The organism is Sphingomonas sp., from assembly GCF_013812825.1.
Lineage (GTDB): Bacteria > Pseudomonadota > Alphaproteobacteria > Sphingomonadales > Sphingomonadaceae > Sphingomicrobium.
Genome location: NZ_JACCSU010000050.1, coordinates 1 through 26,251 on the forward strand (window position 1 = coordinate 1; position 26,251 = coordinate 26,251).

The 26,251-nt window shown below is 65.9% G+C and carries 22 protein-coding genes and 1 tRNA gene; 13 read left to right on the forward strand and 10 right to left on the reverse strand.

Features of this window, described 5'->3' with window-relative positions; genetic code table 11:
• From H0T81_RS06860 to H0T81_RS06895, 8 genes are all read left to right on the forward strand, one after another.
• On the forward strand, positions 1–184 hold a 184-nt coding region (locus H0T81_RS06860), incomplete at its 5' end, for a hypothetical protein (protein ID WP_294011241.1).
• Positions 166–372, forward strand: a complete 207-nt coding sequence (locus tag H0T81_RS06865; protein ID WP_294011243.1) for a cold-shock protein — start codon at positions 166–168, stop codon at positions 370–372. The genes H0T81_RS06860 and H0T81_RS06865, both read left to right, overlap by 19 nt.
• A 58-nt stretch (positions 373–430) precedes the next feature.
• On the forward strand, positions 431–679 hold the full coding sequence (locus tag H0T81_RS06870) for a hypothetical protein (protein WP_294011245.1): 249 nt from the start codon (positions 431–433) through the stop codon (positions 677–679).
• Between the two features lie 77 nt (positions 680–756).
• Positions 757–1,428, forward strand: a complete 672-nt coding sequence (locus tag H0T81_RS06875) for a hypothetical protein (protein WP_294011247.1) — start codon at positions 757–759, stop codon at positions 1,426–1,428.
• 432 nt (positions 1,429–1,860) lie between these two features.
• Entirely contained in the window at positions 1,861–2,358 is a 498-nt protein-coding gene (locus H0T81_RS06880) for a MarR family transcriptional regulator (RefSeq protein WP_294011249.1), read from the forward strand.
• Positions 2,355–3,686, forward strand: a complete 1,332-nt coding sequence (locus H0T81_RS06885) for a S41 family peptidase (RefSeq protein ID WP_294011252.1) — start codon at positions 2,355–2,357, stop codon at positions 3,684–3,686. Before H0T81_RS06880 ends, H0T81_RS06885 begins: the two co-directional genes overlap by 4 nt.
• Complete coding sequence (locus H0T81_RS06890) at positions 3,683–4,195, forward strand: hypothetical protein (protein WP_294011254.1); 513 nt, start codon at positions 3,683–3,685, stop codon at positions 4,193–4,195. The genes H0T81_RS06885 and H0T81_RS06890 overlap by 4 nt, the downstream gene beginning before the upstream one ends.
• 189 nt (positions 4,196–4,384) lie before the next feature.
• Positions 4,385–4,966 (forward strand): hypothetical protein, encoded by a 582-nt coding sequence (locus H0T81_RS06895; protein ID WP_294011256.1) that lies wholly within the window; start codon positions 4,385–4,387, stop codon positions 4,964–4,966.
• A 466-nt stretch (positions 4,967–5,432) separates the two neighbouring features.
• On the opposite strand, the gene H0T81_RS06900 is transcribed toward H0T81_RS06895, so the two are convergent.
• The 3 genes from H0T81_RS06900 to H0T81_RS06910 form a co-directional block, all read right to left on the reverse strand.
• Positions 5,433–6,830 carry a methyl-accepting chemotaxis protein gene (locus H0T81_RS06900; RefSeq protein WP_294011258.1) on the reverse strand — a complete coding sequence of 466 codons (1,398 nt, stop codon included), beginning with the start codon at positions 6,828–6,830 and terminating at the stop codon, positions 5,433–5,435.
• 76 nt (positions 6,831–6,906) lie between these two features.
• Entirely contained in the window at positions 6,907–8,103 is a 1,197-nt protein-coding gene (locus H0T81_RS06905) for a DUF1343 domain-containing protein (RefSeq protein WP_294011259.1), read from the reverse strand.
• Positions 8,104–8,113: 10 nt separating this feature from the next.
• On the reverse strand, positions 8,114–8,650 hold the full coding sequence (locus H0T81_RS06910; protein WP_294011261.1) for a DOMON-like domain-containing protein: 537 nt from the start codon (positions 8,648–8,650) through the stop codon (positions 8,114–8,116).
• Between the two features lie 46 nt (positions 8,651–8,696).
• Between H0T81_RS06910 and tyrS the strand changes: the two genes are divergently transcribed.
• The gene (tyrS, locus tag H0T81_RS06915) at positions 8,697–9,914 is read left to right on the forward strand and encodes a tyrosine--tRNA ligase (RefSeq protein WP_294011263.1); all 1,218 of its coding nucleotides are present in this window, start codon (positions 8,697–8,699) and stop codon (positions 9,912–9,914) included.
• Between the two features lie 71 nt (positions 9,915–9,985).
• On the opposite strand, the gene recG is transcribed toward tyrS, so the two are convergent.
• The 3 genes from recG to H0T81_RS06930 are packed head-to-tail and all read right to left on the reverse strand — an operon-like array spanning position 9,986 to position 12,998.
• Positions 9,986–12,040, reverse strand: coding sequence for an ATP-dependent DNA helicase RecG (gene recG, locus H0T81_RS06920; RefSeq protein ID WP_294011265.1), 2,055 nt, complete (start codon positions 12,038–12,040; stop codon positions 9,986–9,988).
• Positions 12,041–12,096: 56 nt separating this feature from the next.
• Positions 12,097–12,459 (reverse strand): DUF6768 family protein, encoded by a 363-nt coding sequence (locus H0T81_RS06925; protein WP_294011267.1) that lies wholly within the window; start codon positions 12,457–12,459, stop codon positions 12,097–12,099.
• The gene (locus H0T81_RS06930) at positions 12,459–12,998 is read right to left on the reverse strand and encodes a sigma-70 family RNA polymerase sigma factor (RefSeq protein WP_294011269.1); all 540 of its coding nucleotides are present in this window, start codon (positions 12,996–12,998) and stop codon (positions 12,459–12,461) included. The genes H0T81_RS06925 and H0T81_RS06930 overlap by 1 nt, the downstream gene beginning before the upstream one ends.
• Positions 12,999–13,143: 145 nt before the next feature.
• Here H0T81_RS06930 and H0T81_RS06935 point away from each other — a divergent pair, with 145 nt between their 5' ends.
• Complete coding sequence (locus tag H0T81_RS06935; protein WP_294011271.1) at positions 13,144–13,410, forward strand: succinate dehydrogenase assembly factor 2; 267 nt, start codon at positions 13,144–13,146, stop codon at positions 13,408–13,410.
• Positions 13,407–16,901, forward strand: a complete 3,495-nt coding sequence (gene mfd / locus H0T81_RS06940; protein ID WP_294011273.1) for a transcription-repair coupling factor — start codon at positions 13,407–13,409, stop codon at positions 16,899–16,901. Before H0T81_RS06935 ends, mfd begins: the two co-directional genes overlap by 4 nt.
• Here the strand turns inward: mfd and H0T81_RS06945 are convergent.
• Positions 16,898–17,665: an EAL domain-containing protein gene (locus H0T81_RS06945; RefSeq protein WP_294011275.1), complete on the reverse strand. Its 768-nt coding sequence runs from the start codon at positions 17,663–17,665 to the stop codon at positions 16,898–16,900. The genes mfd and H0T81_RS06945 overlap by 4 nt on opposite strands.
• A 213-nt stretch (positions 17,666–17,878) precedes the next feature.
• Here H0T81_RS06945 and H0T81_RS06950 point away from each other — a divergent pair, with 213 nt between their 5' ends.
• Positions 17,879–18,679 carry an NAD kinase gene (locus H0T81_RS06950; RefSeq protein WP_294011325.1) on the forward strand — a complete coding sequence of 267 codons (801 nt, stop codon included), beginning with the start codon at positions 17,879–17,881 and terminating at the stop codon, positions 18,677–18,679.
• Positions 18,680–18,772: 93 nt separating this feature from the next.
• Positions 18,773–18,847, forward strand: a tRNA-Asn gene (locus tag H0T81_RS06955).
• A 76-nt stretch (positions 18,848–18,923) separates the two neighbouring features.
• Here H0T81_RS06955 and H0T81_RS06960 read toward each other — a convergent pair.
• The 3 genes from H0T81_RS06960 to secA form a co-directional block, all read right to left on the reverse strand.
• Positions 18,924–19,919 carry an aspartyl/asparaginyl beta-hydroxylase domain-containing protein gene (locus H0T81_RS06960; RefSeq protein WP_294011277.1) on the reverse strand — a complete coding sequence of 332 codons (996 nt, stop codon included), beginning with the start codon at positions 19,917–19,919 and terminating at the stop codon, positions 18,924–18,926.
• A 402-nt stretch (positions 19,920–20,321) separates the two neighbouring features.
• Entirely contained in the window at positions 20,322–23,495 is a 3,174-nt protein-coding gene (gene putA, locus H0T81_RS06965) for a bifunctional proline dehydrogenase/L-glutamate gamma-semialdehyde dehydrogenase PutA (RefSeq protein ID WP_294011279.1), read from the reverse strand.
• The gene (gene secA, locus H0T81_RS06970; protein WP_294011281.1) at positions 23,474–26,203 is read right to left on the reverse strand and encodes a preprotein translocase subunit SecA; all 2,730 of its coding nucleotides are present in this window, start codon (positions 26,201–26,203) and stop codon (positions 23,474–23,476) included. The genes putA and secA overlap by 22 nt, the downstream gene beginning before the upstream one ends.
• Between the last annotated feature and the right edge of the window lie 48 nt (positions 26,204–26,251).

Genomic DNA, 26,251 nt, shown 5'->3' on the forward strand with positions numbered 1-26,251 from the left:
ATTAACATTTCGTCTTGACGCCTTACAATTTGCGACATTCCTGCTATATGAAAGCGGCTATCAGTCGCAAACGGACGGTCTCAAGGCGCTTTGCGGCTCCTCATTCCTTCTATCGCTGCTCCTAGCAAAGGCCGAATATCCGGCCGATTCAGAAGGAAAACGACTATGCCAACAGGCACCGTAAAATTTTTCAACGCCGCCAAGGGCTATGGCTTCATCCAGCCTGACGACGGCGGCAAGGACGCGTTCGTCCACATCAGCGCCGTCGAGCGCGCGGGTATGCGCACGCTGAACCAGGACCAGAAGGTCACGTTCGACGTTGAGGACGACGGCCGCGGCAAGCAGCAGGCGGTCAACCTGCAGGCTGAATAATCGAAACGGGGCGCCGCCTTCACCAGGTGGCGCCCCTTTCTTTTCCAAAGGTAAATGAATGACCGATCGCGAAACCTTCCTTTCTCGGGCCGCCGAAGCTCGAAAGGATGCGGACGAAGCGATGCTCGACAATGTGCGCGATCGCTGCCTGAGATCGGAAGCCGCGTGGAGCGAAATGGCCGCACGCGCCGAACGTACCGAGAAGATGCGCGCCGCCCGCGATGCCGAAAAGGCGTCGATCAATGCCACTTCCAGCCTGGCGGAACCCCAGCCACAGCCGGCTGACCAAAACCCTAATCCAGCATAAACCTCGTCTTTACGCCCTTGGGTTAGAACCCGTCCCATAGACCCGTCCCAGCGGTAGGGCGGCAGGGGAATTTGCGAATGGCGATCAATCGGTTCGTCGACCGGCCTACGGTTAGCGTTGCCGAATATCATCTTGCGCGCGTTGCCGAAGCCGGCAGCGCGCGGCACGCTTATTTTAGCGCCCTGGTGGAATCGGCTGGTCCGAATGCGGCTCGCGATATCGCCGACGCGGTGCACTTGCTGTGCAGCGTTCACGGCCGCCACCCGGCGATCATGGCTCTGGCATTCTCGATGGCGCCGAAAGGATCGGTACATGGCTGGCTTGGCCGAGCCGCCGACGCGTTCGAACGCGAGCGGCTGTATCTGGTCCGCCTCACCGCCGCCGTCGGGCCGCTTCCAAGCACGCCTGGCGCCGCCGAGACGGAGGCGGCACTGGTCGCCCAGCGGCACGCCCTCGAGGTCCTTGCCAAATCGGAACGCAACGGGTGCGCGCTTGGCGCTGCAACTGCGCTGGTCAGCGACTGGTGGCCGATCCGCCGCCTGCTCGACCGTGCCGCCGCTCGGGTCGGGCTCGAATGCCCCGCGTCGTCACTTCCCGACGAACTGTCAATGTTGGAAGTCATCAACCACGCCTGCGGCAGCCCTTCAAGCGAGCGGGCCCTGGCGTTCGGCGGGGAGCAGCTCCTGCTACAGCACCGCGCATTCCTCGACTTGCTTCAGGCGAGGGCTGCCGTAAGAGGCGACTGGTAAGCGATACTGCGGGCAAGCCCGGCGGACGAACGTCTGCTTTCGACCCATGTCGGACATTCTGGGCTGGGCGCGAACTCACCAGAAGCGGACGTTCATTCAGGATAATACGCAAATACCGCTGACGACCCGAGGCGGTCGTCGAATAGGCAGCGTACCAATCTCCGTAAGCGGAAATTTGAAGCGGGCTTCTGACACCCGCGAATCCGCCGCAACCAATGAAGCAGATACCGGTGTCAAAACGGACCGGTTGTGACACCAAGCTCACGGCGAATAGCGCCGTCCCTTTACTCTCCCTGCTTTCCCGAATGGGATCGAATTTCGGGAATGAGAAAGCTTTTTAAAACCTATGCTTGGCGCGAGATGAGAAGGGTACGCGGCTTTCGTGGCATATCGGTGACTTGACACGTACCTAGTTACCGATATTTATGCCGCGTGGCCGATTTTATTGAGACGCAGGGCAACGTCTTCGTGGCGCACCGGCTGCGCCGCGCCTCCGATCGCATCGTCGACCAAGTCGGAGAGATGCTGGCCGCAGAGGGTCTTGATGTGCCGCCGCGCGGGGCGTCGATGCTGCTGATGATCGACGAACGGGATGCGATCGGCGTCGTCGAGGTCGCGCAGCGGCTGCGCCTCTCGCATCCGCTGATCGTACGGATGGCGCAGCGGTTCGAGCAGCTCGGCCTAGTCGAGATCGAGGTCGATCCCGGCGACGCGCGCCGCCGCCGGCTAGTTCCGACTGGAAAGGGGCGGCGGGAGGCGGCGGCGATCCGCGCCTTCAACACGCGCCTCGCCGCCATGTTCAACGCGCTCTTCGCCGAGATCGACAGCCCGCTCGTGACGGTGCTCGACAGGTTGGACGCGGCGCTCGACGCCACCCCCATCGCCGCGCGGATGGCCGCGCTTGCCGATCTCCAAGGAGCCGACGAATGAAGCGCCTCACAACCCTGTTGTTGCCTGTTCTCGTCTGCTTGCCCGTGACTGCGTCCGGCCAGGCTCGGCCCGCTCCGGTCGGTATGGTCATGCCGCAGACGGCCGCGCTGACCGTCGCCGACAGGCAGGCAATCGTCGCCAAGCTGGTCGGCGCGCTGCGCGACCGCTATGTCTTCCTCGACGTCGCGGAGAAGGCCGCCGCGAGGGTGCAGGCGGCCCACGCTGCCGGCGACTATGCGGCGCTCGCCGATCCGAACGCGTTCGCCGCGCGGCTGACTGCCGATCTCGCCGGCGTCGCGCACGACAAGCACATGAAGGTCATATCGCTGACTGCGCCCCCGCCCGGGCCGATGCGGCCGATGGCGCGTGGCGAGGGCGGCGTCTTTCGCGCCGATCGGATCGCGGGCGGGATCGGCTACATAGAGGTGCTCGGCTTTCCACCGCCGATGATCTTCAAGCGGACGCTCGACCGGGCGATGGCCGCGCTCGCCGGCAGCCGCGCGCTCGTCATCGACATGCGGCGCAATGGCGGCGGCTCGCCACGATCGGTCTCCTACCTCGTCAGCTACTTGGTCGCGCCCGGCCGACCGATCAACACGATCGTGTCGCGCACCGAGAAGACCAACGACTCCACCAGGGAGAGCTTCGCAAGCGAGCCGACGCCGACCAGCTTCGCGGGCGTGCCAATCTACGTCCTGACCAGCAAGGACACGTTCTCGGGCGGCGAGGAGTTCGCCTACGACGTCCAGGCTCTCAAGCGCGGGACGCTGATCGGCGAGGTCACCGGCGGCGGGGCCAATCCGGTCGACATGGTCGAACTGGGGCACGGCATGGCGGCCATGATCCCGTTCGGTCGCGCCGAGAACCCGGTGACCGGCACCAACTGGGAAGGACGCGGGGTGAAGCCCGACATCGTGGTTCCCGCCGCCGATGCGCTGCGGACGGCGTTGACGAAGGCGGGCGGGAAACCGGCTGCCGACATCGCCGCGGCATCGGTCGAGCGCGTCTTCACGCCGCGGTCGGCACCGTTTCCTGGCTCGGAGAACGCATTGCGCCGGATCGTGGCGGGTTATGCCAGCGGCGCGCCCGATTACGCCATGATGGCGGCCGACGCGGCGGCGCAGGTGCGCGACGCGCTGCCCGCGCTGCACTCGCAATTCGCCGCGCTGGGTGCGCTCCAGTCGGTGACCTTCAACGGACCCGATCCGCTCGGCGGCGATGAATACCGGCTGCACTTCGCGCATGGGACCTTAATGATGGCGCTGGTGCTCGGCCCCCAGGGCAAGGTCGCCGCGATCTCCACGCCGATGCCGCTCCCCGCGCCATGATGTGGACCGCACTCATCCTCCTTGCCGTGTATGTAGCGCTGAAGAGCGGGCAGTTCGCCTTCCTTGGAAAGGCTTCGGGATATCGCGGCGAACCCGTGAGTTTGGGGCGTCGGCTCCGGAAGGGCGAACCCGCGCTGCTGATCATCGCCGCATTGATCACGGTGCCGCCGGTGCTGGCCGGAACCTGGTATCACCAACACAAGTTCGAGGAGGTGCTGCGCAACTCCGTCAAGTGCTACGGCCTTGTCCAGGCCTATCAGAATGCGCCCGAGATCAAGCGATCGAACGGCGGATATGCGGTATACGAGTCCGTCTACGGCTATCGATGGGCCGCGTTCGACGCGTCGAGGCAGCTCGGATCGGATGCCAAGGCGGTGCAGCAGCGGCTTGATGAGGCGGCGTTGGCGATGGCCGCTGAGAGCCGTCGCGCCGGCGCAGGTGTCCGGCACGAGAGGCTCTCCGTTACGCAGAGTTGCCTGCATCCGCCGAAGGAGCCTCCCAACGCGTGAGGCCGCCTGATCAATGAAAGGATCGAGAGCAGGCGATAGCTCTTATATCCCAGCCAGTGTCACAACCGAACGGTTTTGATACCAGCGAATATCGGCTTTTTACTTAGCCTAATTCAAAACCTGCCTGTCCGCTTTCCACCCATTGCGGACATTCGATCAGGGTGCGACACCCCGGCAGCGGAGGGGTGCTTGAACACTTTTGAATACATCACCGTGCTGGTGTCGATCGTAATCGGCTTGGCGATTGCAGACATGGTAACCAGCCTCCATCGTCTCCTTCGCGCGCGGAAGGACGTGCAGTGGGACTGGGTATCTCTGGCTGCTGCGCTGCTGATCCTCGCGGAGCTGTTCAACCTCTGGTGGAAATGGCACGGCTTTACCGGAAACACGCTGGGGCAGGTCGTGCCCTACTTTGGAGTGTTGATCCTTCTCTTCCTCACGGCGTGTGCCACCCTGCCGGACGCAATCCCAGCGGACGGCATCGACTTGGGTCGCTACTTCGACGACACACGGCCTTATTTTTGGTCAACCTACTCTGCCTATGTCGCTAGCTGGATTACCTTGCGCCTAGTGGATGACTTTTCTTCTGGAGCTACCGCTGCTGATGCACTCGCGCTGCGCTGGTTCGATCTCCTCAATATTCCAATTTTCATCGCCCTTATTTTCGTCCGCCTTCGCTGGGTCAGCGGCGTTGTTATCGTGGCGACCTTATTGTGGCTGATGAAGGACTGGTGGTTCATGCGGCTAGCCGGCGAGGCAACTCGAACGTAGACGACGCTTATCCAACGCAAGTAATGTCCGCTTTCCAATTGCGGACATAGGAGCGGCGAGCGACGCGTCAGTCGATGACCCGTCGCCCCGCATCGAATGCAAACGCGGCATACCAGCACGCGATAAGACCCATCGCTACTAAAATGCTTGTTGCGCGGGATGGTCCTTCGGACGTGCGGACTTTCCGCACTAGCCACGCGACGTTGGCTATCAGCACGCACAGTAAAAGCAGGACGCTGCCAAACTCCCACGCGAGATACTTGCGAAGGTCCTCAAGCGGCACATCAGTGACCCTGCGGTCAACCCAGAGTAGAGATCCCACTATTACGAAACATGCGATGCCGACAGCGTTGACCGCCACCCAGCGCACTGGGGCATGTGACTTCGAGAGCATCGCAAAAGTCTAAAGGAGCTAATGTCCGCTTTCCACCCATTGCGGACATTCAGCTCACGCCGAGCGACGCAATCACTCGTCTCTATAAGCGAGCTCGAAATTGCCCCAGCGGCGGCCCCTGAAGTAGAGCGGCACGAATACATTCTTCACCGGGATGAAGCGGTCGCCCAGCTCCATTCGGTAGGTGGCGAGCGTCGCCGGCTTGTCGCTGGCGAGGGCGTTTCGGGTGGTGTCGTCGATCAGGATCCGGCGGTTGCGGCAATGCTCGTCGTTCCACACCGGGTCCGGGCCCTGCGGGTGGCTGCGTTCGCTCAGGTGGGTCGGCAGATAGCCGTTCATGTCGCCGATCGCCGAGCCGATGATGCGGTTGTCTTGGCCCTTGGTGCGGTCGAGGATCGGGCGCACGTGTCTGTCGGCGGCCGCGTTGAAGCGGACGTCATATTGGATCGGGTTGCTGCCTTCGACCAGCTTGTAGTCGCGGTCGAATACGTCCTCGACGCTGACCTCGCCAGCGTCGATCGCGCGCTCGACGGCGATCATGATGTTCCGCGCCGTCTCCTGCGCCTTGAGAATGAACGGCGTGTCGTCGATCTCGGCGCCGGAATTGGCGAGCGTGTCGAGCATGGTGTTCGACAATAGCTCGAGGTGAGCGAGGCGTTTCTCAGCGCTGAGCAGCTCCTGCCCGTTGTCGCGGGCGTCGGCGGCAAAGTCGGTGAGGCCGGCCTTGACCCGGTCGACGCTGGTCTGGATCATGCTGGTTGAATGGGCGATGCCTTCGGTCTGGCGGTCGACCCTGCCGACGATCTCGGAAACCTCGCGGACCGTGTCGCTGATCTGGCCAAAGCCCGACTGCGCGGCGCGGCTGCGCTCGACGCCAGTTTTGATCTCGGTGGTGACGGCGCCGGCCTCGCGAGTCAGCTCGCCGATGGTCGAGGCGATCTGGCTGGTCGCGGCGCGGGTGTCGTGGGCAAGCTTCTTCACTTCCGCGGCAACGACCGCGAAGCTGCGGCCGGCATCGCCGGCGCGCGCCGCCTCGATGGTTGCGTTCAACGCCAGCATATTGGTCTTGCGGGCGATCGCCTCGATAGTCGAGGAGACGGTCTGCACCTGGTTCATCGCCGAAGCGAAACCGGCCATGCGCTCGCCCAATTGGACGACGAGCTCGGTCAGGCCCTTGAAGCCGTCGATGGTGCCTTCGATGGCTTCGCGGCCGGCGTCGAGCTTGGCCTTGGCCTGTTCCGACAGCAGCCGCGCTTCGTCGGTAGAATCCGAGACGCGTTCTTGATCACCGAGCAGCCGCGTCGTCACGTCCTCGAGGCTGTCGAGCATCTTCAAATGCTCACTGATGCGGTCAGAAACGCCCTTCACGTAACCGGCAACGTCGCTGCACTCCATCGACAGCGACCCGCAATCGCGCGCCACCGCCCGGATCGCTTCCTCCGTAACCTGCTCGATGCCCTGTGTGGCCATTCCCGCTCCGCTCCCGCTTGGTCCTGGGCTCGGCTTACGGGCAAGCTCCTACTTCTTGGTTAACCACGCGGGCTGCTCAGTAGAGAAGATACGGTGCTCGCTGCTCTTCCCAAGCGCGCTCATCCGGCGTGGTCAGGGTGTCGAGATCGCCCGGCGCGGCTTCCAGGTCGTCGACCCATCCGCGAAGCAGCGGCGAGCCGTTGATGACGTCGATGGCGAGCTTGCCGAACTCATATTCGTAAGGGAAATCGCGCCACAGCTCATACTCCGGATAGAGCCGGCGGATCGCCTTGAACGCCAGCGCCTGCAGTCGCCACGGCTTGAATGCGGCGTGATCGTAGAAGCGCCCCTCGGCGTGGATGTGGACGCCGCTGCACAGCTTGCCAACATGCTTGTGGAAGGTCGGCTCGAAGCTGATCTCGCGAAGCGCGCAGCCGTCGAGCCATTGCGGCGCCAGGCGCTGCATTTCCGCGATCACCAGCCGTGCGTCGATGTCGGGCGCGCCGAACAGTTCGAGCGGCCGCGTCGTCCCCCTGCCCTCGCTTAGCGTCGCGCCCTCAAGCATCACCGACCCCGCATAGCATCGCGCCATATTGAGGTTGGCGGCGTTGGGGCTAGGGTTGATCCACAGACGGTCCACGGGCCAGCCGAAGCCGGGGCCGTCGGGCTGCCACCCTTGCATCGCGATCACCCGGTAATCGACATCAAGCTTGAAGTGATCGACGAACCATTTGCCGAGTTCGCCGAGCGTCAGCCCGTGGCGCATTGGGATCGGCCCGGCGCCCACGAAGCTCTCCCAGCCCGGGCGCAGCGTCAGCCCTTCGACCGGCCGGCCGGCGGGATTGGGCCGGTCGAGCACCCATACGGACTTGCCATGTTCCGCTGCCGCTTCGAGCACGTAAAGCAGCGTGGTGATGAAGGTGTAGATACGGCAGCCGAGGTCCTGCATGTCGATCAGGATGGTGTCGAAGGTGCCCAGCGACTGGCCGGTCGGGCGGCGCACCTCGCCATAAAGACTGAACACCGGGATGCCGTGGACCGGGTCGGTGAAGTCCTCCGATTCGACCATATTGTCCTGCTTGTCGCCGCGAAGCCCGTGCTGCGGCCCGAACGCCGCCGACAGCCTCAACCCGGCGCCGGCCAGCGCGTCGAGGCTGTGGGTGAGATCGCTCGTCACCGACGCCGGATGGGCGAGCAGAGCGACGCGCTTGCCCTCCAGCGGTTTGCGCAGTTCCGGCTCGGCGAGCAGCCGGTCGATTCCGAACAAAGTCATGGCCAAGTGCTTACGGAAGCTGCGCGGCGAAGCAATCGGGATGGTGGAAATCGGGCGTCTCGGCCGGGTGGGCCAGCGCCCAGAACGACTTGGTGCCGTCCTTCTCTTCAAGCACCGCCGACAGGCCGAGCTCCCAGGGCTGGCCGGCATCGACGGCGATGGTCGCGCCCAGCGTCCACCAGGTGAAATTGTCCTCCATTCGGATGTAGGGCGGCGAGCCGACATCGGCCCGCGCCATGTCTTCCCGATAGCTCGAGAAATCATAGGCTCCCCAGTTGCCCGACGGCGCGAAGTTCCACTCGCGGTAGGATTCCGCTCCGGCCGGCCGGAGGAACGCTTCAAAGCACGTCGTCTGCCACAGCTCGTCCGCCCGCCAGGGCTCCCTCAGCTTGGGAATGACGAAGCGGTTGGCCGGCGCGCCGACCCCGAACCAGATGTTGGTGGTCGCGACTGGACCGAGGGAGGCAATATGGTCGACCGTCGCCCAGACCCTGAAGGACGGGCCTCCTGGCGGCGCCGACGGGTGGGGCTCAAGCGTGAACTGCATCGCATCGCAGTAGCAGCGTGGAAAGCATGACGCTAAGCGGCGTCTCATGACCACCTATCGTTCCTCGCTGCTGAGGCTGCTCGACGAGCGCGGCTACATCCACCAGGTGACCGACGCCGCGGCGCTGGATGCGCTGGCCGAGAAAGAGACCGTCACCGCCTACATCGGATTCGACGCGACCGCTCCGAGCCTGCATGTCGGCAGCCTGGTTCAGATCATGCTGCTTCGGCGGCTGCAGCAGGCTGGCCACCGGCCGGTGGTTCTGATGGGCGGCGGAACCAGCAAGATCGGCGACCCGAGCTTCAAGGCCGAGGAGCGAAAGCTGCTCGACGACGCGATGATCACCGCCAACATCGCTTCGATCCGGCGCGTGTTCGATCGCTTCCTGACGTTCGGCGACGGCCCGGGCGATGCGATCCTGCTCGACAACGCCGAATGGCTGGACGAGCTTCAGTACATTCCGTTCCTGCGCGACATCGGTCGGCATTTCTCGGTCAACCGAATGCTGACGTTCGACAGCGTCCAGCTGCGGCTGGAGCGCGAGCAGTCGCTCAGCTTCCTCGAATTCAACTACATGATCACCCAGGCCTATGATTTCCTCGAGCTCGAACGGCGCCTCGGTTGTCGCTTGCAGATGGGCGGGTCGGACCAGTGGGGCAACATCGTCAACGGCGTTGAGCTGTGCCGGCGAGCGGATGGCGTGGAAGTCTTCGGCCTGACGACTCCGCTGATCACCACCGCCGACGGCGCCAAGATGGGCAAGACCGAGCAAGGGGCCGTGTGGCTCAACGAAGATCTGCTGAGCGCGTACGATTACTGGCAGTTCTGGCGGAACACCGATGATGCCGATGTCGGCAAGTTCCTGCGCCGGTTCACCGACCTGCCGCTTGCCGACATCGCCATGCTGGAGAATCTGCAGGGCGCCGAGCTCAATACGGCGAAAATCGCTTTGGCCACCGCCGCGACCGCGATGCTTCACGGCGACGAGGCCGCACGCACCGCCCAGGAAACCGCCAAGGCGACCTTCGAAGGCGGCGCCGGCGAGGATCTGCCGACCTTGAGCGTCGGCGATGGAGTCAACATCGCTCACGCTCTGACCCAGCTCGGCTTCACTCCGTCGAACAAGGAAGCCAAGCGCAAGATCGCCGAAGGCGCGGTGCGGTTGAACGACGAGGTCGTCAGCGACCCGGGCCTGGTCGTCGCTGCAACCGAGCCGATGAAGCTCAGCCTCGGGCGCAAGAAGCACGCGCTGCTTGTGAAGTAACCCTCACCCCAACCCTCTCCCGCGCGCGGGAGAGGGAGGAGGAGCGCAGCGACGGAGGGTGAGGGTCCTTCCTAACCGGAGCGGATCAGCCCGACCGCCTGGTCGCGCTCGAACAGATAGAGGCAAATGCGCGCCGCCTGACCGCGGGTCCCGGCAAGCCCGCCGTCGCGATCGAGCAGCAGCTGCGCGTCGCTTTGCGCGATCGGCGCCAGCTCGGCGACCTCCTCGGCCGAGGCGACCCGGAAGCCCGCTTCGCCGGACTGTTTCGTGCCGAGGATTTCCCCGGGACCGCGCAGCCGCAAATCCTCCTCGGCGATCCGGAAACCGTCGTTGGTCTCGCGCATCAGAGCAAGCCTGGCGCGGGCGGTCTCGCTGAGGTTTTGCCCGCGCACCAGCAGGCAGGTGCTGACCCCTGCCCCGCGCCCGACCCGGCCGCGCAACTGGTGAAGCTGGGCGAGGCCGAAGCGCTCGGCGCCCTCGACCACCATCAAGGTCGCGTTGGGGACGTCGACTCCAACCTCGACCACCGTCGTCGCGACCAGCACCGCCAGCTCGCCGCTAGCAAAGGCCGCCATCACCGAATCCTTGTCCGGCCCTTTCATTCGGCCGTGCACCAGGCCGATGCGCTCGCCGAAGCGCAGCCGGAGCATCTCGGCGCGCTGCTCGGCGGCGGCGCTGTCGATCTTGTCGCTCTCCTCGACCAGCGGGCACACCCAATAGGCCTGGCCGCCGCCCGCCAGGTGCCGGCCCAGGCCGTCGATCACCTCGGCCAGTCGCTCGTCGCTGATCACCCGGGTCTCGACCGGCGTTCGGCCCGGAGGCATTTCATCGATTCGGCTGACGTCCATCTCGCCATACTGAGTCAGCGTCAGGGTGCGCGGGATCGGCGTCGCGGTCATCACCAGCAGGTGCGGCGGACGCTCGGCTTTCGCGGAGAGCAGCAACCGCTGCGACACGCCGAAGCGATGCTGCTCGTCGATCACCGCCAGGCCGAGGTTCTTGTAGCCCACCTTCTCCTGGAAGATCGCGTGGGTGCCGACGAGGATGTCGATCGAGCCATCGCCCAGGCCCATGTAGACCGAATCGCGCGCGCGCCCTTTTTCGCGGCCGGTCAGGATCGCGACCCGAACTCCGATGGAATCGAGCTGGGCGAGCAGCGTCGCGTGGTGCTGGCGAGCGAGGATTTCGGTCGGCGCGAGCAGCGCCGCCTGAGCGCCCGCCTCGACCGCCGACAGCATCGCCATCAAGGCGACCAGGGTCTTGCCCGAGCCGACGTCGCCCTGGAGCAGGCGCAGCATCGGCACCGGCTGCGCCATGTCGCCGCGGATCTCCTCGATCACCCGCCGCTGCGCTCCGGTCAGAGTGTAGGGCAGCGCATGCTTGCCCGTCAGCCGGCCGTCGCCGACGAGCGGCACTCCGCGCTTGCGCCGCGCCGACTGGCGCAGGAGCATCAGCGCCAGCTGGTTGGCGAAAACCTCGTCGTAGGCGAGCCGGCGGCGGCTTTGGCTCGACTGCGGCTCGGCATGGGCTTCGGCAAGCGCCGGTCGCCATGCCCGCCAGCCTTCGCGCGCGGCCAGGCTCGGCTCGATCCACTCGGGCAGCTCGGGAGCGCGCTCCAGGGCCGCCGCGGCGAGCTCGCGCATTCGGCGGTTGGTCACGCCCTCGGTCAGGCCGTAGACCGGCTCGCGCAGCGGCAGGTCGGCATCCTTGCCCGGCGCGGCGACCTCGGGGTGGATGATCTGCAGCTCTTGCCCGTAGGCTTCGAGCTTGCCCGAGACCAGGCGCTTGCCGCCCAGCGGCAGGCTCTTCTTCGCCCAGCCGGGATTGTTGAAATAGACCAGCGTCAGAGTGTTGCCGTCGGCGTCGGACGCGAACACCCGGAACGGCGCCCGGCCCTGCGCGGCGCGGGTTTCGAACGGAGTCACCTCGACGATGACGATCCGCCCGACCAGCTCGTGGCCGATGGCGCGAGCCCGCACCCGCTCGATGGCTCCGGTCGGCAGATGGTAGAGCAGGTCGATCACCCGCGTCAGGCCGAGCCGTTTCAGCGCCTTGGAGAGGCCCGGGCCGACGCCTTTCACAACCTCGGCCTCGGCGAACAACGGGTTGAGGATCTCCGGGCGCATCGACAATCTTGGTAAGGGGAGGATCGCCGCCCAACAATCCTCCCCGATCGCCTGCGCTAGCGCGCGGTCCGCGCGAGCTGGAGCTCGATCCGCTTGAGCTCGCGCATCAACCGATTGGCGTGGAGCGCCGGCGCCACTGCCAGCTTGATCATCAACGACATCAACAGCAGAACCGCGGCCGGCAGTCCCCATCGCAGCTGAGTAACGGGGTCGCCGGCTTCGAAAAATTTCCACGCCGCCACGACACCGACGATGAAAACAACGCTCTGCACGGCCATCATCAAGACTGCGACCCAGACTAGCCGCCGGCCAAACATTCCCAGTGTGCGCTCGATCACGCCTTCCTGTTCCATGCTGCGCAGCAAGTCACGCTCCTCGGCGTCTAGTGCCAGGTCAATTTTCCGGTCGATGTCCTGCATCACTCATCTCCTCCAAGCGCGTCGCGCAACTTGCGCCGCGCATGCATCAGGCGGGTCTTCACCGTGCCCGCCGGAACGTCGAGAGCGACCGCCACCTCCGCGATGCTCATGTCTTCGAAATGGAACAGAGCGATCGCCGCCCGCTGGTCCTTCGGAAGCGCCCGCACCGCCGCGCGCAGACGCTCGTCATCGCTGGCAGTTTCCGGCGACGACTGATCGCCCGGAGCGATTGTGGACTCGGCGGCGAGCTGTCGCTCGCGGACGGCGGCGCCGATCTGCCTGGCGCAGCGCCGCGAGACGATCCGGAATGCCCAGGCGGGAAAGGCGCGGTCGTCGCGAAGCCGCGACAGACCGTTGACGATCTCGATCCACCCCTCCTGGACCGCGTCGCGCGCCGCCTCGACATCGCCGCCAAGCAGGCGCCAGGCGTGGCCGAGCAGCTTCTTCTGCCAGCGCCGCGCAAACAGCTCGAACGCCTTGCGGTCGCCTGCATGGATCGAGGCAAGCAGATATTCGTCCAGTACTCGGGACGCATTCACCGGCACATCCTCACCCCTCCCGTTTTACGAACATAGGTGACTCGCTGCGCTGTTTCGGTTCAATCCGCCGACGAAAAAAGCGGCGCCGCTGGCGATCTGCCGTCGGATTGGATACGGCCATCGCCTGTCCTACATCCCTCCAGCAATGTCTCCCGGCGATGAACTGAAGGCGCTGAAGTGGCGAGCCCACCACCGCGGGACGCGCGAGGCGGACCTGCTGATCGGCGGGTTTTTCGACGCCCACTGCGCGAGCTGGAGCGGGGCCGAGCGCGCGATGTTCGACGAGATGCTCGACGAGCAGGATGTCGACATCATGGCCTGGGCGATCGGAACCGCCGAGCCGCCGCCGCGGTTCGAAGGTCCGATGATCGAAGCGCTGAAGCGGCTCGACTACATCCGGGTCAAGCGATGAGCGAACCGCTCAAGCGCGTTCTCGATGCGGCCGAGCCGCTGACCCTGGCCGGCGTCCCAAGCGGTTTCCTGCCGCTGCTCGCAGCCGATCTTGCGCGCGCCGCGCACGGCAAGGGCGTCCGCGCGGTCGTCATCGCGGCCGACGAAGCGGCCATGCGGGCACTCGCCGAGACGGTGCCGATCTTCGCTCCCGAGGTCGAAGTCCTGACCCTGCCCTCGTGGGATTGCCTGCCCTACGACCGCGCTTCGCCCGCCTTGCGAGTGATGGCCGAGCGCCTGGCGACCCTCAACGCGCTGCAGGCAAGCCAAAAGCGGCCGCAATTGCTGGTCGCGACCGCCAGTGCGGCCACGCAGCGGCTGCTGACCCCGTTCCGGGTCCGCCAGCTGACGCGCCGGATCGCGGTCGGGGAGCGGATCGACCGCGGGGCGCTGATCGAGCAGTTGAACGGACTGGGCTACCAGCGCGCCGATTCGGTCGCCGAAGCCGGCGAATATGCCGTCCGCGGGTCGCTGATCGACCTGTTCCCGGCGGGAGAGGAGTCGGCGCTTCGGCTCGATTTCTTCGGCGACGAGGTCGAGAGCATCCGCCGCTTCGATCCCGCCGATCAGCGCTCCATCGACAAGGCCAAGGGCTTCACGCTTCTGCCGGCATCCGAAGCGCTGCTCGACGAAGTCAGCATCCGCCGGTTCCGCTCGCGCTACCGCGAGACGTTCGGGGCCACCGCGACCGGCGACCCGCTCTACCAGGCTTTGTCCGAGGGCCGGCGGATGAGCGGCATGGAGCATTGGCTGCCGCTGCTCGAAGAAAGTCTGTCGACGCTGTTCGACCATCTCGGCGAGCACGACCTGATCGTCCGCGACAGCGGGGCGGAAGCGGCGCTTGCCGCCCGGCGCGACGCGATTGCCGATTATTATTCCAACCGGACTCGGGCGATGGCCGCGGAGCCCGGCAGCTACCGGCCGCTCGAACCGGGCTCGCTCTATGTGCCCAGGGAGGAATGGGGCTCGACGGTCGCCGGGCGTCCGATCCACCTCGCCTCGCCATTTCCGGAGCCCGAGAGCGCGCTCACGATTGCTTTCGAAGTCGAACCGGCCCGCGACTTCGCTCCCGAGCGCGCTCAGCAGGCCAATGTCTACGAGGCGGTCGCTGCCCATGTGCGGGCGCTGAAAAAGGACGGCCGCAAGGTTGTGCTGGCCAGCTACACCCGGGGTGCGCGCGAGCGGCTCCACGGACTGCTCGAGGACCATGGCCTCAAATCGCTGAAGCTCGCGGACAGTTGGCAGGACGCGCTCGGCGCGAAGGGTTCGGCGGCGCTGATGGTGTTGCCGCTCGACCACGGCTTCACCGCCACCGAGGTCGCGGTGCTGACCGAACAGGACATGCTCGGCGACCGCCTCGTTCGGCGACGCCGCAAGCGCAAAGCCGCCGCCGCCTTCCTCGAGGAGCTGGCGACTCTGTCCCCGGGCGATCTCGTCGTCCACGCGGACCACGGCGTCGGACGCTACGAAGGCCTCACCTCGATCAAGGTCGGCAACAGCCCACACGATTGCGTCGCCCTCGAATATGCCGGCGGCAACAAGCTCTATGTCCCCGTCGAGAATATCGAGCTCCTGACTCGCTACGGAAGCGAATCCGAGGGCGTCAGCCTCGATCGGCTGGGCGGCGAGGCGTGGCAGCGGCGCAAGTCGCGGATGAAGCAGCGCATCCGCGAAATCGCCGGCGAGCTGATCAAGACCGCGGCGTTGCGCGCGACTCGTCCGGGCACGGTCGCCCAACCCGACTCGGCGTTCCCGCAATTCGTCGACCGCTTCCCCTACGAAGAGACCGACGATCAGGACCGGGCGATCGAGGAAGTGCTCGCCGACCTCGAGTCGGGCAAGCCGATGGACCGGCTGGTGTGCGGGGACGTCGGTTTCGGCAAGACCGAGGTCGCTCTTAGGGCCGCGTTCGTGGTTGCCATGTCGGGCCTGCAGGTGGCGCTGATCTGCCCGACCACGCTGTTGGCGCGCCAGCATTATTCGCAGTTCGCCGAGCGGCTGCAGGGCTTCCCGATCCAGCTCGGCCGGCTGTCGCGGCTGGTGCCGGCGGCCGAAATGAAGAAGACCAGGGAGGGCCTCGCCAGCGGCCAGGTCGATATCGTCATCGGCACCCACGCGCTGCTTGCCAAAGGGCTGAAGTTCAAGCGCCTCGGGCTGGTGATCGTCGACGAGGAGCAGCATTTCGGAGTGGCCCACAAGGAGCGGCTGAAGGCGCTCAAGGCCGACGTCCACGTGCTGACCCTGACCGCGACTCCGATCCCGCGGACGCTGCAGATGGCAATGTCAGGACTGCGCGACCTCAGCGTCATCCAGACCCCGCCCGTCGACCGACTGGCGATCCGCACCTACGTCAGCCCCTGGGACCCGGTCGTGGTCCGCGAGGCGCTGTTGCGCGAGCATTATCGCGGCGGCCAGAGCTTCTTCGTCGTGCCGCGGATCGCCGACCTGCCGCAGATGGAGGAATGGGTCGCCGCCGAGGTCCCCGAGGTCAAGGCGGTGACCGCCCATGGGCAGATGAGCGCGACCGCGGTCGAGGAGCGGATGAGCGCCTTTTACGACCGCAGATATGACGTGCTCCTGTCGACCACCATCGTCGAGAGCGGGCTCGACATCCCGACCGCCAACACTCTGATCGTCCACCGCGCCGACCGCTTCGGCCTTGCCCAGCTCTACCAGCTTCGCGGCCGCGTCGGGCGGGCCAAGACCCGCGCCTACGCCTATCTGACGACACCCGGCGACCGGTCGATCACCGAGGCGGCCGACAAGAGGCTGCAGGTGCTGGCCAATCTCGACAGCCTCGGCGCCGGCTTCCAGCTGGCGAGCCACGATCTCGACTTCCGGGGCGCCGGCAATCTGCTGGGCGACGAGCAGTCGGGGCACATCAAGGAAGTCGGCTTCGAGCTTTACCAGTCGATGCTCGAGGAGGCGATCCTCGAGCAAAAGGCCGGCGGAGTGCCGCAGCGCGAGGAATTCTCGCCGCAGATCAGCATCGATGCTCCGATCCTGATCCCCGAGACCTATGCCCCCGACCTCGACTTGCGCATGGGGCTCTACCGGCGCCTGGGCGAGCTCGAAGACCGCCGCGCGGTCGATGAGTTCGCGGCCGAGCTGATCGACCGCTTCGGGGACCTGCCCGAGGAAACCCAGAACCTGCTCAAGATCGTCGAGACCAAGATCAACTGCCGCCAGGCGTGCATCGCCAAGCTCGACATCGGCGCCCGCGGCGCGGTCGTCACCTTCGCCGAAGGCGGCTTTCCCGACCTCGGCGGACTGCTCGCCTACATCGAGCGGCTCAAGGGTTCGGCCAAGCTTCGACCCGACAGCAAGCTGTCCGTCGCTCGCGACTGGCCGACCGCCGAGGCTCGGCTGGCCGGAGCGCTGCAGCTGTCGCGGGGGCTGGCCCGCGTGGCCGCGGCGGGGGAGAAAAAGGAAAAGGAGCTGGAGCCGGCCTAGGCCGCTTGCGCCATCGACGCGGCGACGAAGCGGGCGAGCTCGATCTCGTCGAGTGGTCCGGCGCCTAGGAAACCCTGGTAGAGGTCGCAGCCCCAGTCGGCGAGCAGAGCCAGCTGGGCGGTGCTCTCGACGCCCTCGACCACGACCTGGAGGTCCAGTTCCCTGGCCAGCGCGATCATCGCCTTGACGACGATCCGGTCGCGGGTGCCGCCGACGATGTCGGCGACCAGCCCGCGGTCGATCTTCAAGATGTCGAGCGGCAGGCTGGTGAGATAGGCGAGGCTGGCATAGCCGGTGCCGAAATCGTCGACCGCGACTCGAATCCCGGCGGCGCGCAGCCGGCCGAGCCGCTCGGCGATCGAATCGCTGTCCGAAAGCAGGGCGCTCTCGGTGATTTCGACCGTGATCCGCCTGGGGTCGATTCCGGCGATGTCGATCTCATCGAGCAGCCACTGGTCGTAACCGGCCCGGGCGAGATCCTGGGGCAGCAGATTGATCGACAGGTCGAGCGACTTCAACGGCCCTTCCCAGATCGCCGCGAGGCGCAACGCCTTGCGCTGGACCAGCCGCGACAGCCGCTCGGCAAGGCCGCTCGCCGCGGCGCGCTGGAACAGCTCCTCGGGCGTGTCCGCGCCGTCCCAGCGGGCCAGCGCTTCAACGCCGATGATATCGCCGTTGGCCGGGTCGATCTGCGGCTGGAACAGCAGCGCAACATGCTGGTGCGCGATGACCGCTTCGAGGACATGGTCGCGCTTCGGGATCACGGGCGCCGGACCTTGCCGATCCGACGCCCGCTGCCCCCCGCTGAACCCGCTGAACCGGCTGAACCATTTGAACATGAGCTGCCTGCTAACGCCCCGCCGGCCGGACCGGAAGCGGCCGGGAGCGGCCGCCCCACAACGGGACAGTGACGCCTTGCGCCAAAATCCCTATGCTCCGGTCATGAGGAGCACGCGTTGACGGCAGATGCGCCCAACATGGCCGGAGAAGGCGTCCGGCAGGACCTGACGAGCTCGCGTATCGGCCTATTGTCGTCGCCCACCCCGGTCGCCAAGGCGGCCGAGGACATGCTCCGCCGCCGCTATCAGTGGAGCGCAGTCGACGACGCCGACATCCTGGTCGCCCTGGGCGGCGACGGCTTCATGCTCCAGACGCTGCACCAGATGCTCGAAGGCGGCCGCTCGCGCCCGGTGTTCGGGATGAACCGCGGAACCGTCGGCTTCCTGATGAACGAATGGCGGCTCGACCAGCTCGCCGAGCGCATCGCGACCGCCAAGGCGATCCGCGTCGCCCCATTGGAGATGGTCGCGACGACGGTCAGCGGCGAGACCTTCGTTCACGCCGCGATCAACGAAGTGTCGCTGCTTCGCGAAACCCGCCAGACGGCGAAGATCGAGGTGCTGGTCAACGGTCGGGTGGCGATGCCGGAGCTGGCCTGCGACGGGGTGCTGGTGGCGACTCCGGCGGGCTCGACGGCCTACAACCTCTCCGCGCGCGGGCCGATCCTGCCCTTGCAGGCGAAAATGCTGGCGCTGACCCCGATCAGCCCGTTCCGGCCGCGGCGCTGGTCGGGCGCCATCCTGCCCGACGATACCGCAATGTGCTTCCGGGTGCTGGAGCCGGAGAACCGGCCGGTTTCGGCGGTCGCCGACCAGTTCGAAGTGCGCGACGTCGCCAAGGTCGACGTGACGCTCGACCGCGAGCGGTCGCTGACCCTGCTGTTCGACCCCGAGCATGCGCTCGACGACCGCATCGCCATGGAGCAGTTCACGACGTGATTTCTTGGGTCGCGATCCGAAGCCAGCGGATCGCTTATGCTTGTCTTTGAGCCAACCTCCGCTATTTAGCCGCCTCGCCTTGGCGAGAGGTGTTCCCCGGTAGCTCAGCGGTAGAGCGTTCGACTGTTAATCGAATGGTCGCCTGTTCGAATCAGGCCCGGGGAGCCATCTTCGCCGCCTGTCCGATCATTGCGACGATGTGCGCTCTTCCCCGACCTCGACTTCGGGGAGAGAGGGACATAGGTCAGCGCGAATAATTGTCCACGGCCTGGAACAGTGCAGTGATCGCGCGGCGCTCCTCGGCTTCGATTTCCGGCCGCCAGACGTCGAAGATCAGGATGATGCGGTTGCTCGAGCCATCATTCCACGCCTCATGCTGGACCGTATCGTCGAACACCAGCAGTTCGCCTTCACGCCACTGACGTGTCGCGCCAGCGACGCGGAAGCCGCAACCGGGCGGAACGATCAGTGGCAGATGACAGATCAGCCGGGCGTTCATCACCCCATGGTGCGGCGGGATCCTGGCGCCCGCCGCGAGGCGGGAGAAGAGGATCGAGGGAGCGCGCACGCTGATGTGCGGGAGGTCGAGCTGCTCGACCGCATTGAGAGTGCGCGAAAAATCTTCGGCCAAAGCTGCCACCCGGCCACCCTTTTCCCAGATGTACAGCGTGCTCCAGTCGGGATTGTCGAGGAGCCCATGGACATCCGTCCTCGGTCGTGACGGATCACTCACAATGTACGGCGAAAAATGATCTCCTGCGCGAGCGAGGTAAGCTAGAAGCTCCTCACGAATCGCATCCGCCGCCGCCTCGATCTCACCGGCCCACGCAAGCTCCGACCGTTCGTAGTAGCGGCGTTGCGGGAGGCCCGGGAAATAGTACGAAGTCGGCTGCTGCAACTCGAGCGTCGTCTGTTTGCGGCCGAGCATCAGGTCGAGCGATTCCTGGAAGCGCGGGGGTCGCTTTTCCGGCGGAAAACCGGCCTCCGAAAGAGATGATTCCAGGTGCCGTTCGAAGTAGGCCCTGCCCCGGCCGATCCCGGCCTGTGCCCGTTCGATCGCCGATCGCATCGATATCGGCAGCGGTTGGGCGGCAGCGGCCGCCCCCAGCGCGGCCTTGAAAAATGCATGCGCGGCGCGATCGTCACCCACAGCCTCCCGAAGTTCGCCCTTGCGAACCAGCGACTCGATGTTGCGAGGCTCGCGCTCGAGCAAGGCGTCGATTTCCAACTCCTCGGTCATCGGCTGTCGCCGCGAGGGATCGAACCGATCCCGACCAAGTCGTGCTCATCACGGCGTTCCGTTTCGCACAGCGCGACTTTCGCCCGTTCGCCACCCTGCATCTTGGTCTCCCACCGTCAGCGTCCCGGAAGCGGCTGGAGGAATCCTCTAGCTTCCTTCGCGCTTCACGGCGAGCATTTGAGGCGTAGGAGAGTCTACTTGAAGCAGCCCGTGCCGCCTGTTCGAATCAGGCCCGGGGAGCCATCTTCGTCCGCCCTCGCATGAATCACGAAGCGGCCAGACCAGGGGCCCGACCGCTTCGGCGAGGTGCGTTCGTGTCTCGCTAAAGACCACCCCGCAATCGCATCAACGACTGATTGGTGGCGCCGCTCCAGCCCGTCCCGTGGCGGGACAGCTTGCGCCCTAGCCTTCGAGCGCCGCCATCAGGGTCGCGTTGCCGCCGGCCGCGGTGGTGTCGATGCAGGTCACCCGCTCGGTCGCGAAGCGGGCGACATAATGCGGGCCGCCGGCCTTGGGCCCGGTACCGGACAGCCCCTCGCCCCCGAACGGCTGGCTTTCGACCACCGCGCCGATCTGGTTGCGGTTGACGTAGAAGTTGCCGACCCGAGCGCGCTGCTCGACGAAGTCCCGGACCGTGTCGATGCGGCTCTGCAGGCCAAGCGTCAGCCCGTATCCGGTCGCGTTGATGGCGTCGACGACGTGGCCGAGGTCCTCGGCAGCAAACCGGACGACGTGCAGGATCGGGCCAAAGTTTTCGCGATTCAAGTCACTTAGAGACTTGATCTCATACATGGCGGGAGCAACGAAGCTGCCGTGCGCGGTTTCGTTGGGGAGCTCCAGCCGTCCGATGCGCCGGGCATTGGCCCCCAGCCAGTCAAGGTGCTCCTCGAGGGCTTTCTTCGCTTCCTCGTCGATCACCGGGCCGACGTCGGTCGAAAGGTCGCGCGGGTCGCCGACCCTGAGCGCTTGCATGGCGCCGGCGATCATCTCGATCATCTCGTCGGCGATGTCGTCCTGGAGGAACAGCACGCGCAGTGCCGAGCAGCGCTGGCCGGCGCTCTGGAAAGCCGACGACATGACGTCGCGCGCGACTTGTTCGGGCAGCGCCGAGCTGTCGACGATCATCGCGTTCTGGCCGCCGGTCTCGGCGATCAACGGGATGATCGGCCCCTCGCGCTCGGCCAGCGTGCGGTTGATCAGCCGGGCGGTCTCGGTCGATCCGGTGAACGCGACCCCGGCAAGCAAGGGATGCGACGTCAACGCCGCACCGACTCGGCCGTCGCCAGGAGCGAGCTGGACCACCTCGCGCGGCACACCCGCCTCGTGCATCAACTCGACGGCGAACGCTCCGATCAGCGGCGTTTGCTCGGCCGGCTTGGCGATCGCCGCATTGCCGGCGGCGAGCGCCGCCCCGACCGGGCCGATGAAGATGGCCAGCGGAAAATTCCACGGGGATATGCACGCGAACACGCCGCGGCCGTGGAGGCGCAGCTCGTTCTGCTCTCCGGTCGGCCCGGGGAGCGGCAGCGGCCGGCTGAACTTGGCGCGCGCCTCGGACGCGTAATAGCGCAGGAAATCGACCGCCTCGCGAACCTCGAGCACCGCATCCGGAAGCGTCTTGCCGCCCTCGCGGATGCACAGCGAGAACAGCTCTTCGCGATGCTCCTCGAACAGGTCGGCGGCGCGGTCGAGGAGCCTGGCGCGGGCTTGCCCGCCCAGCGCGTCCCATTCGGCCTGCGCGGCCGCGCCGGCGCGGACCATCTTGTCGACGTCTTGCGCGCTCGCCTCGACCACCGTTCCGACCATGATCCGGCGATCGTGCGGCGAGGTCACCGCCCTCCCCTTGCCGGCTTTCGAACCGCTCGGAGCTGCGTCCCAGCTGCGCGATTCCAGGGCGTTCAGCCGCTCCAGAAGCGGCTCGCGGACCAGCGGGTCGGAGAGGTCGACTCCGGCACTGTTGCGGCGAGACTCGCCGAAGATCAGCCGCGGCAGCGGGATCGCGGGGTTGCGTTTGCACTCGAGCGCGGCGAGCTCGGCGACGGGGTCGCGAACCAGTTCGTCGAGCGACACATGCTCGTCGGCGATCCGATTGACGAACGACGAATTGGCGCCGTTCTCGAGCAGGCGTCGAACCAGGTAGGCGAGCAGGTCCTTGTGAGTGCCGACGGGCGCGTAGATCCGGACCGGGGTCGGCGGGTCGCCGATTGCCGCCTCGAGCTTCGCCAGCTCCTCATAGAGCGCCTCGCCCATGCCGTGCAGGCGCTGGAACTCGAACGGCGCCTTGCCCGCGGGAGCCGATCCCGCAAGGGCCTTGATCGCTCCGATGCTGTTGGCGTTGTGGGTGGCGAAGGCGGGATAGATGACGTCATCCGCGGCGAGCAGCTTTTTCGCGCAGGCGAGGAACGACACGTCGGTCGCGACCTTGCGCGTGAACACCGGATAGTCGGCAAGGCCCGCCACCTGCGCGGCCTTGATTTCGGTGTCCCAGTAGGCGCCTTTGACCAGGCGGACCATCAGCTTGCGGCCATGCGCGCGAGCGGTTTGCACGACCCAATCGCACAGCGGCGCGGCGCGCTTCTGATAGGCTTGAATCGCCAGACCGAATCCCGACCATCCATTCCCAAACAACTCATCGTCGGCGATCAGCGCCTCGAACAGGTCGAGGGACAGCTCGAGCCGGTCGGCTTCCTCGGCGTCGATGGTGAAATGGACGTCGGCCGCGCTCGCCTGCATCGCAAGCGCGCGAAGCACCGGCAGAATCGCCGCCTTGGCCTCTTCGGAATGCGTGAACTCGTAGCGCGGATGAAGCGCCGACAGCTTGACCGAAATCCCCGGCGAGCGCGCGATACCGTCTTTGGCCTCCTGGGCGATCCGTTCGAGCGCACCAGCATAGGCTGCCGCATAGCGCGCCGCGTCCTGGTGGGTGCGGGCGGCCTCGCCGAGCATGTCGAAGCTGTGGGTGAGCCCGGCTTCACGGTCGGGCGCGGCGCGGCGCAGGGCTTCTTCGATGGTTCGGCCGAACACGAACTGGCGACCCAGGATGCGCATCGCCTGGGTGACCGCGGTCCGGACCACCGGCTCGCCGAGGCGCCCGACCGTGCGTCCGAGCACCGCGCGCCAATTGTCGCCTCGGTCGTCCGCGCCTTCGAGCACCTTGCCGGTCAGCAGGAGCGAGAAGGTCGCGGCGTTGACGAACGCCGAGTTCGACTGGCCGAGCTTCTCTGCCCAATCGGGACCGGCGAGCTTGTCGGCAATCAGTTCATCGGCGGTATGCGCGTCGGGGATTCGAAGCAGCGCTTCCGCCAGGCACATCAGGGCGATGCCCTCCTCGCTGCCGAGCTCATAGGCGTGAAGGAATGCGTCGAGGCCGGAGGGCTTGTGCGCTCGAACGCCGTTGACCAGGGCGCGCGCCGTCGCCGCCGCTACGCTCATCACCGACGGGTCGAGCTTCGCCTCGACGATCCGCTCGAGAGCGACCTGCTCCTCATCGGGGCGATAGGCGCGGCGAAGCTGGGTGCGGTCGACCGGTTTCAGCGCCGGCGGCGAAGCTGTCGTCAGGCCAGCTGGCCGTGGCAATGCTTGAACTTCCGGCCGGAGCCGCACGGGCACGGCGCGTTGCGGCTGACCGGCGCATGGGCAGGCTCGCCACCGGCCGCCGCCGGCATATCCGGCCGCGGAATATTGAGCGGCGGAAGGTTGGACAGGATTGCGCCCGTCGCGAAATCGATGTCGGCGGTGTTGTCGTCGCCCGAAAACGGATCGAGGTGCTGGGTGATGAACTCCGGCAACATCGGCGGCGGCGGCGCCTCGAGCTGCACCTGGGCGCGCATCAGCACCCGAGTCACGTCCTCGCGGATCGCGATCAGCAGCCGCTCGAACAGCAGGAACGCCTCCTGCTTGTATTCGTCGATCGGTTTCTTCTGGGCATAGCTGCGCAAGTGGATCACCGCGCGGAGGGCATCGAGGGTCGCCAGATGCTCCTTCCAGAAATGGTCGAGCGTCTGCAGCAGGATGTTCTTCTCGGCCTCGGCCCAGCGCTGCAGGTCGACCTCGCGGGTCTTTTCCTCCATCGCCTCGTCGGCCAGCTTCTGGATCCGCTCGGTGATCATCTCCTGCTCGACCGCCTCCTCCTGGAGCCAGTCGTCGATCGGCGGGTGGAGGCCGAAGATCGCGTCGACGCTCTCCTTCAGCCCGTCGACGTCCCACTGCTCGGGATAGGTGCCCGGCGGGCAGTGCGCGGTGACGATCGAGTCGGCGGTTTCGGCGCGCATTTCGGCGATGACGTCGCTGACGCTCTCGGCGTCCATGATGTCGGCGCGCTGCTCGTAGATCACCTTGCGCTGGTCGTTCATGACGTCGTCATATTCGACGACCTGCTTGCGAATGTCGTAGTTGCGCGCCTCGACCTTCTTCTGGGCGGTCTCGATGGCCTTGGAGATCCACGGGCTGACGATCGCCTCGCCGTCCTCGAGGTTCTTGTTCATCAGCCGCGAGAACATCGTCTGCGGCCCGAAGATTCGCAGCAGGTCATCGTCGAGGCTCAGGTAGAAGCGCGATAGGCCGGGGTCGCCCTGACGGCCGGAGCGGCCACGCAGCTGGTTGTCGATGCGCCGGCTTTCGTGGCGCTCGGTGCCGAGCACGAACAGTCCGCCGGCCTCGACCACGAGCTGCTTTTGAGTGGCGACCTCGGCCTTGATCTTGGCGATCGCCTTGTCGCGCTCCTTGCCCTCGGGCAGGTCGCCCAGTTCGTCCTCGATCCGGAAATCGACATTGCCGCCGAGCTGGATGTCGGTCCCGCGGCCGGCCATGTTGGTGGCGATGGTCACCGCTCCGACCGCTCCCGCCTGGGCAACGATGTGCGCCTCCTTTTCGTGGAAGCGGGCATTGAGGACTTCGTGGCGGATGCCCTCGGCGGTGAGATATTCCGACAGCATCTCGGATTTCTCGATCGACACGGTGCCGACCAGCACCGGCTGGCCCTTCTCCTGCCGCCCCTTGATCTCCTTGGCGATGGCGGCGAACTTGTCGGTGATGTTCTTGTAGAACTCGTCGTCCTCGTCGATCCGCTGGACCGCCACGTTGGTCGGGATCGACACCACGTTCATTCGGTAGATGTCGAAGAACTCGGGCGCCTCGGTCAGCGCGGTGCCGGTCATTCCCGAAAGCTTGGGGTACATCCGGAAATAGTTCTGGAAGGTGATCGAGGCGAGCGTCTGGTTCTCGGGCTCGATCTGCACCCCTTCCTTGGCCTCGACCGCCTGGTGGAGCCCGTCCGACCAGCGCCGCCCTTCCATCATCCGGCCGGTGAACTCATCGATGATGATGATTTTCCCGTCCTTGACGATGTAGTCGATGTCCTTCTTGAACATGACGTTGGCCTTGAGCGCCTGGTTCAGATGGTGGACCACCTGGGTGTTGGCGATCGCGTAAAGGTTGCGGCCCTCGATCAGCCCGGCGTCCTCGAGCATCCGCTCGGCTTTCTCGGTGCCGTCCTCGGTCAGCACGACGCTCTTCTGCTTCTCGTCGAGCTCATAGTCCTCGGCCGTCAGCGTCTTCACCAGGCCGTCGACCGAGATGTACAGCTCGGACTTGTCGTCGGTCGGCCCGGAAATGATCAGCGGGGTGCGGGCCTCGTCGATCAGGATCGAGTCCACCTCGTCGACAATCGCGAAATTGAACGGCCGCTGGACCATCTGCTCGCGCGAATATTTCATGTTGTCGCGCAGGTAATCGAAGCCGAGCTCGTTGTTGGTCGCGTAGGTGATGTCGCTGTTGTAGGCGGCGCGGCGCTGCTCGTCGGTGAGGTTGGGGACGATGACTCCGACCGAAAGCCCGAGGAAGCGGTAGATCTGCCCCATCCAGTCGGCGTCGCGGCGGGCGAGATAGTCGTTGACCGTCACCACATGGACGCCCTTTTCGGGCAGCGCGTTCAAATAGACCGCCAACGTCGCGACCAGCGTCTTGCCCTCGCCCGTCTTCATCTCGGCGATCTCGCCGCGGTGGAGCGCGATGCCGCCGATCAGCTGGACGTCGTAATGGCGCTGGCCGAGCGTGCGCACCGCCGCTTCGCGGACCGTCGCGAACGCTTCGGGGAGCAGCTGGTCGATCGTCTCGTCCTTGGCGAGGCGTTCGCGGAACAGGCGGGTCTGGTCGCGCAGCTGATCGTCGCCCAGCGCCGAAATGGTCGGCTCGAGCGCGTTGATCGCGTCGACATACCTACCGAGGCTCCGCACATAACGGTCGTTGGCCGAACCGAATATAGACTTTGCCAGTGCGGCGAACATGAAAATCCCTTAAATGCCGGGACGCGCGCCACGGGCGATCCGCTAACG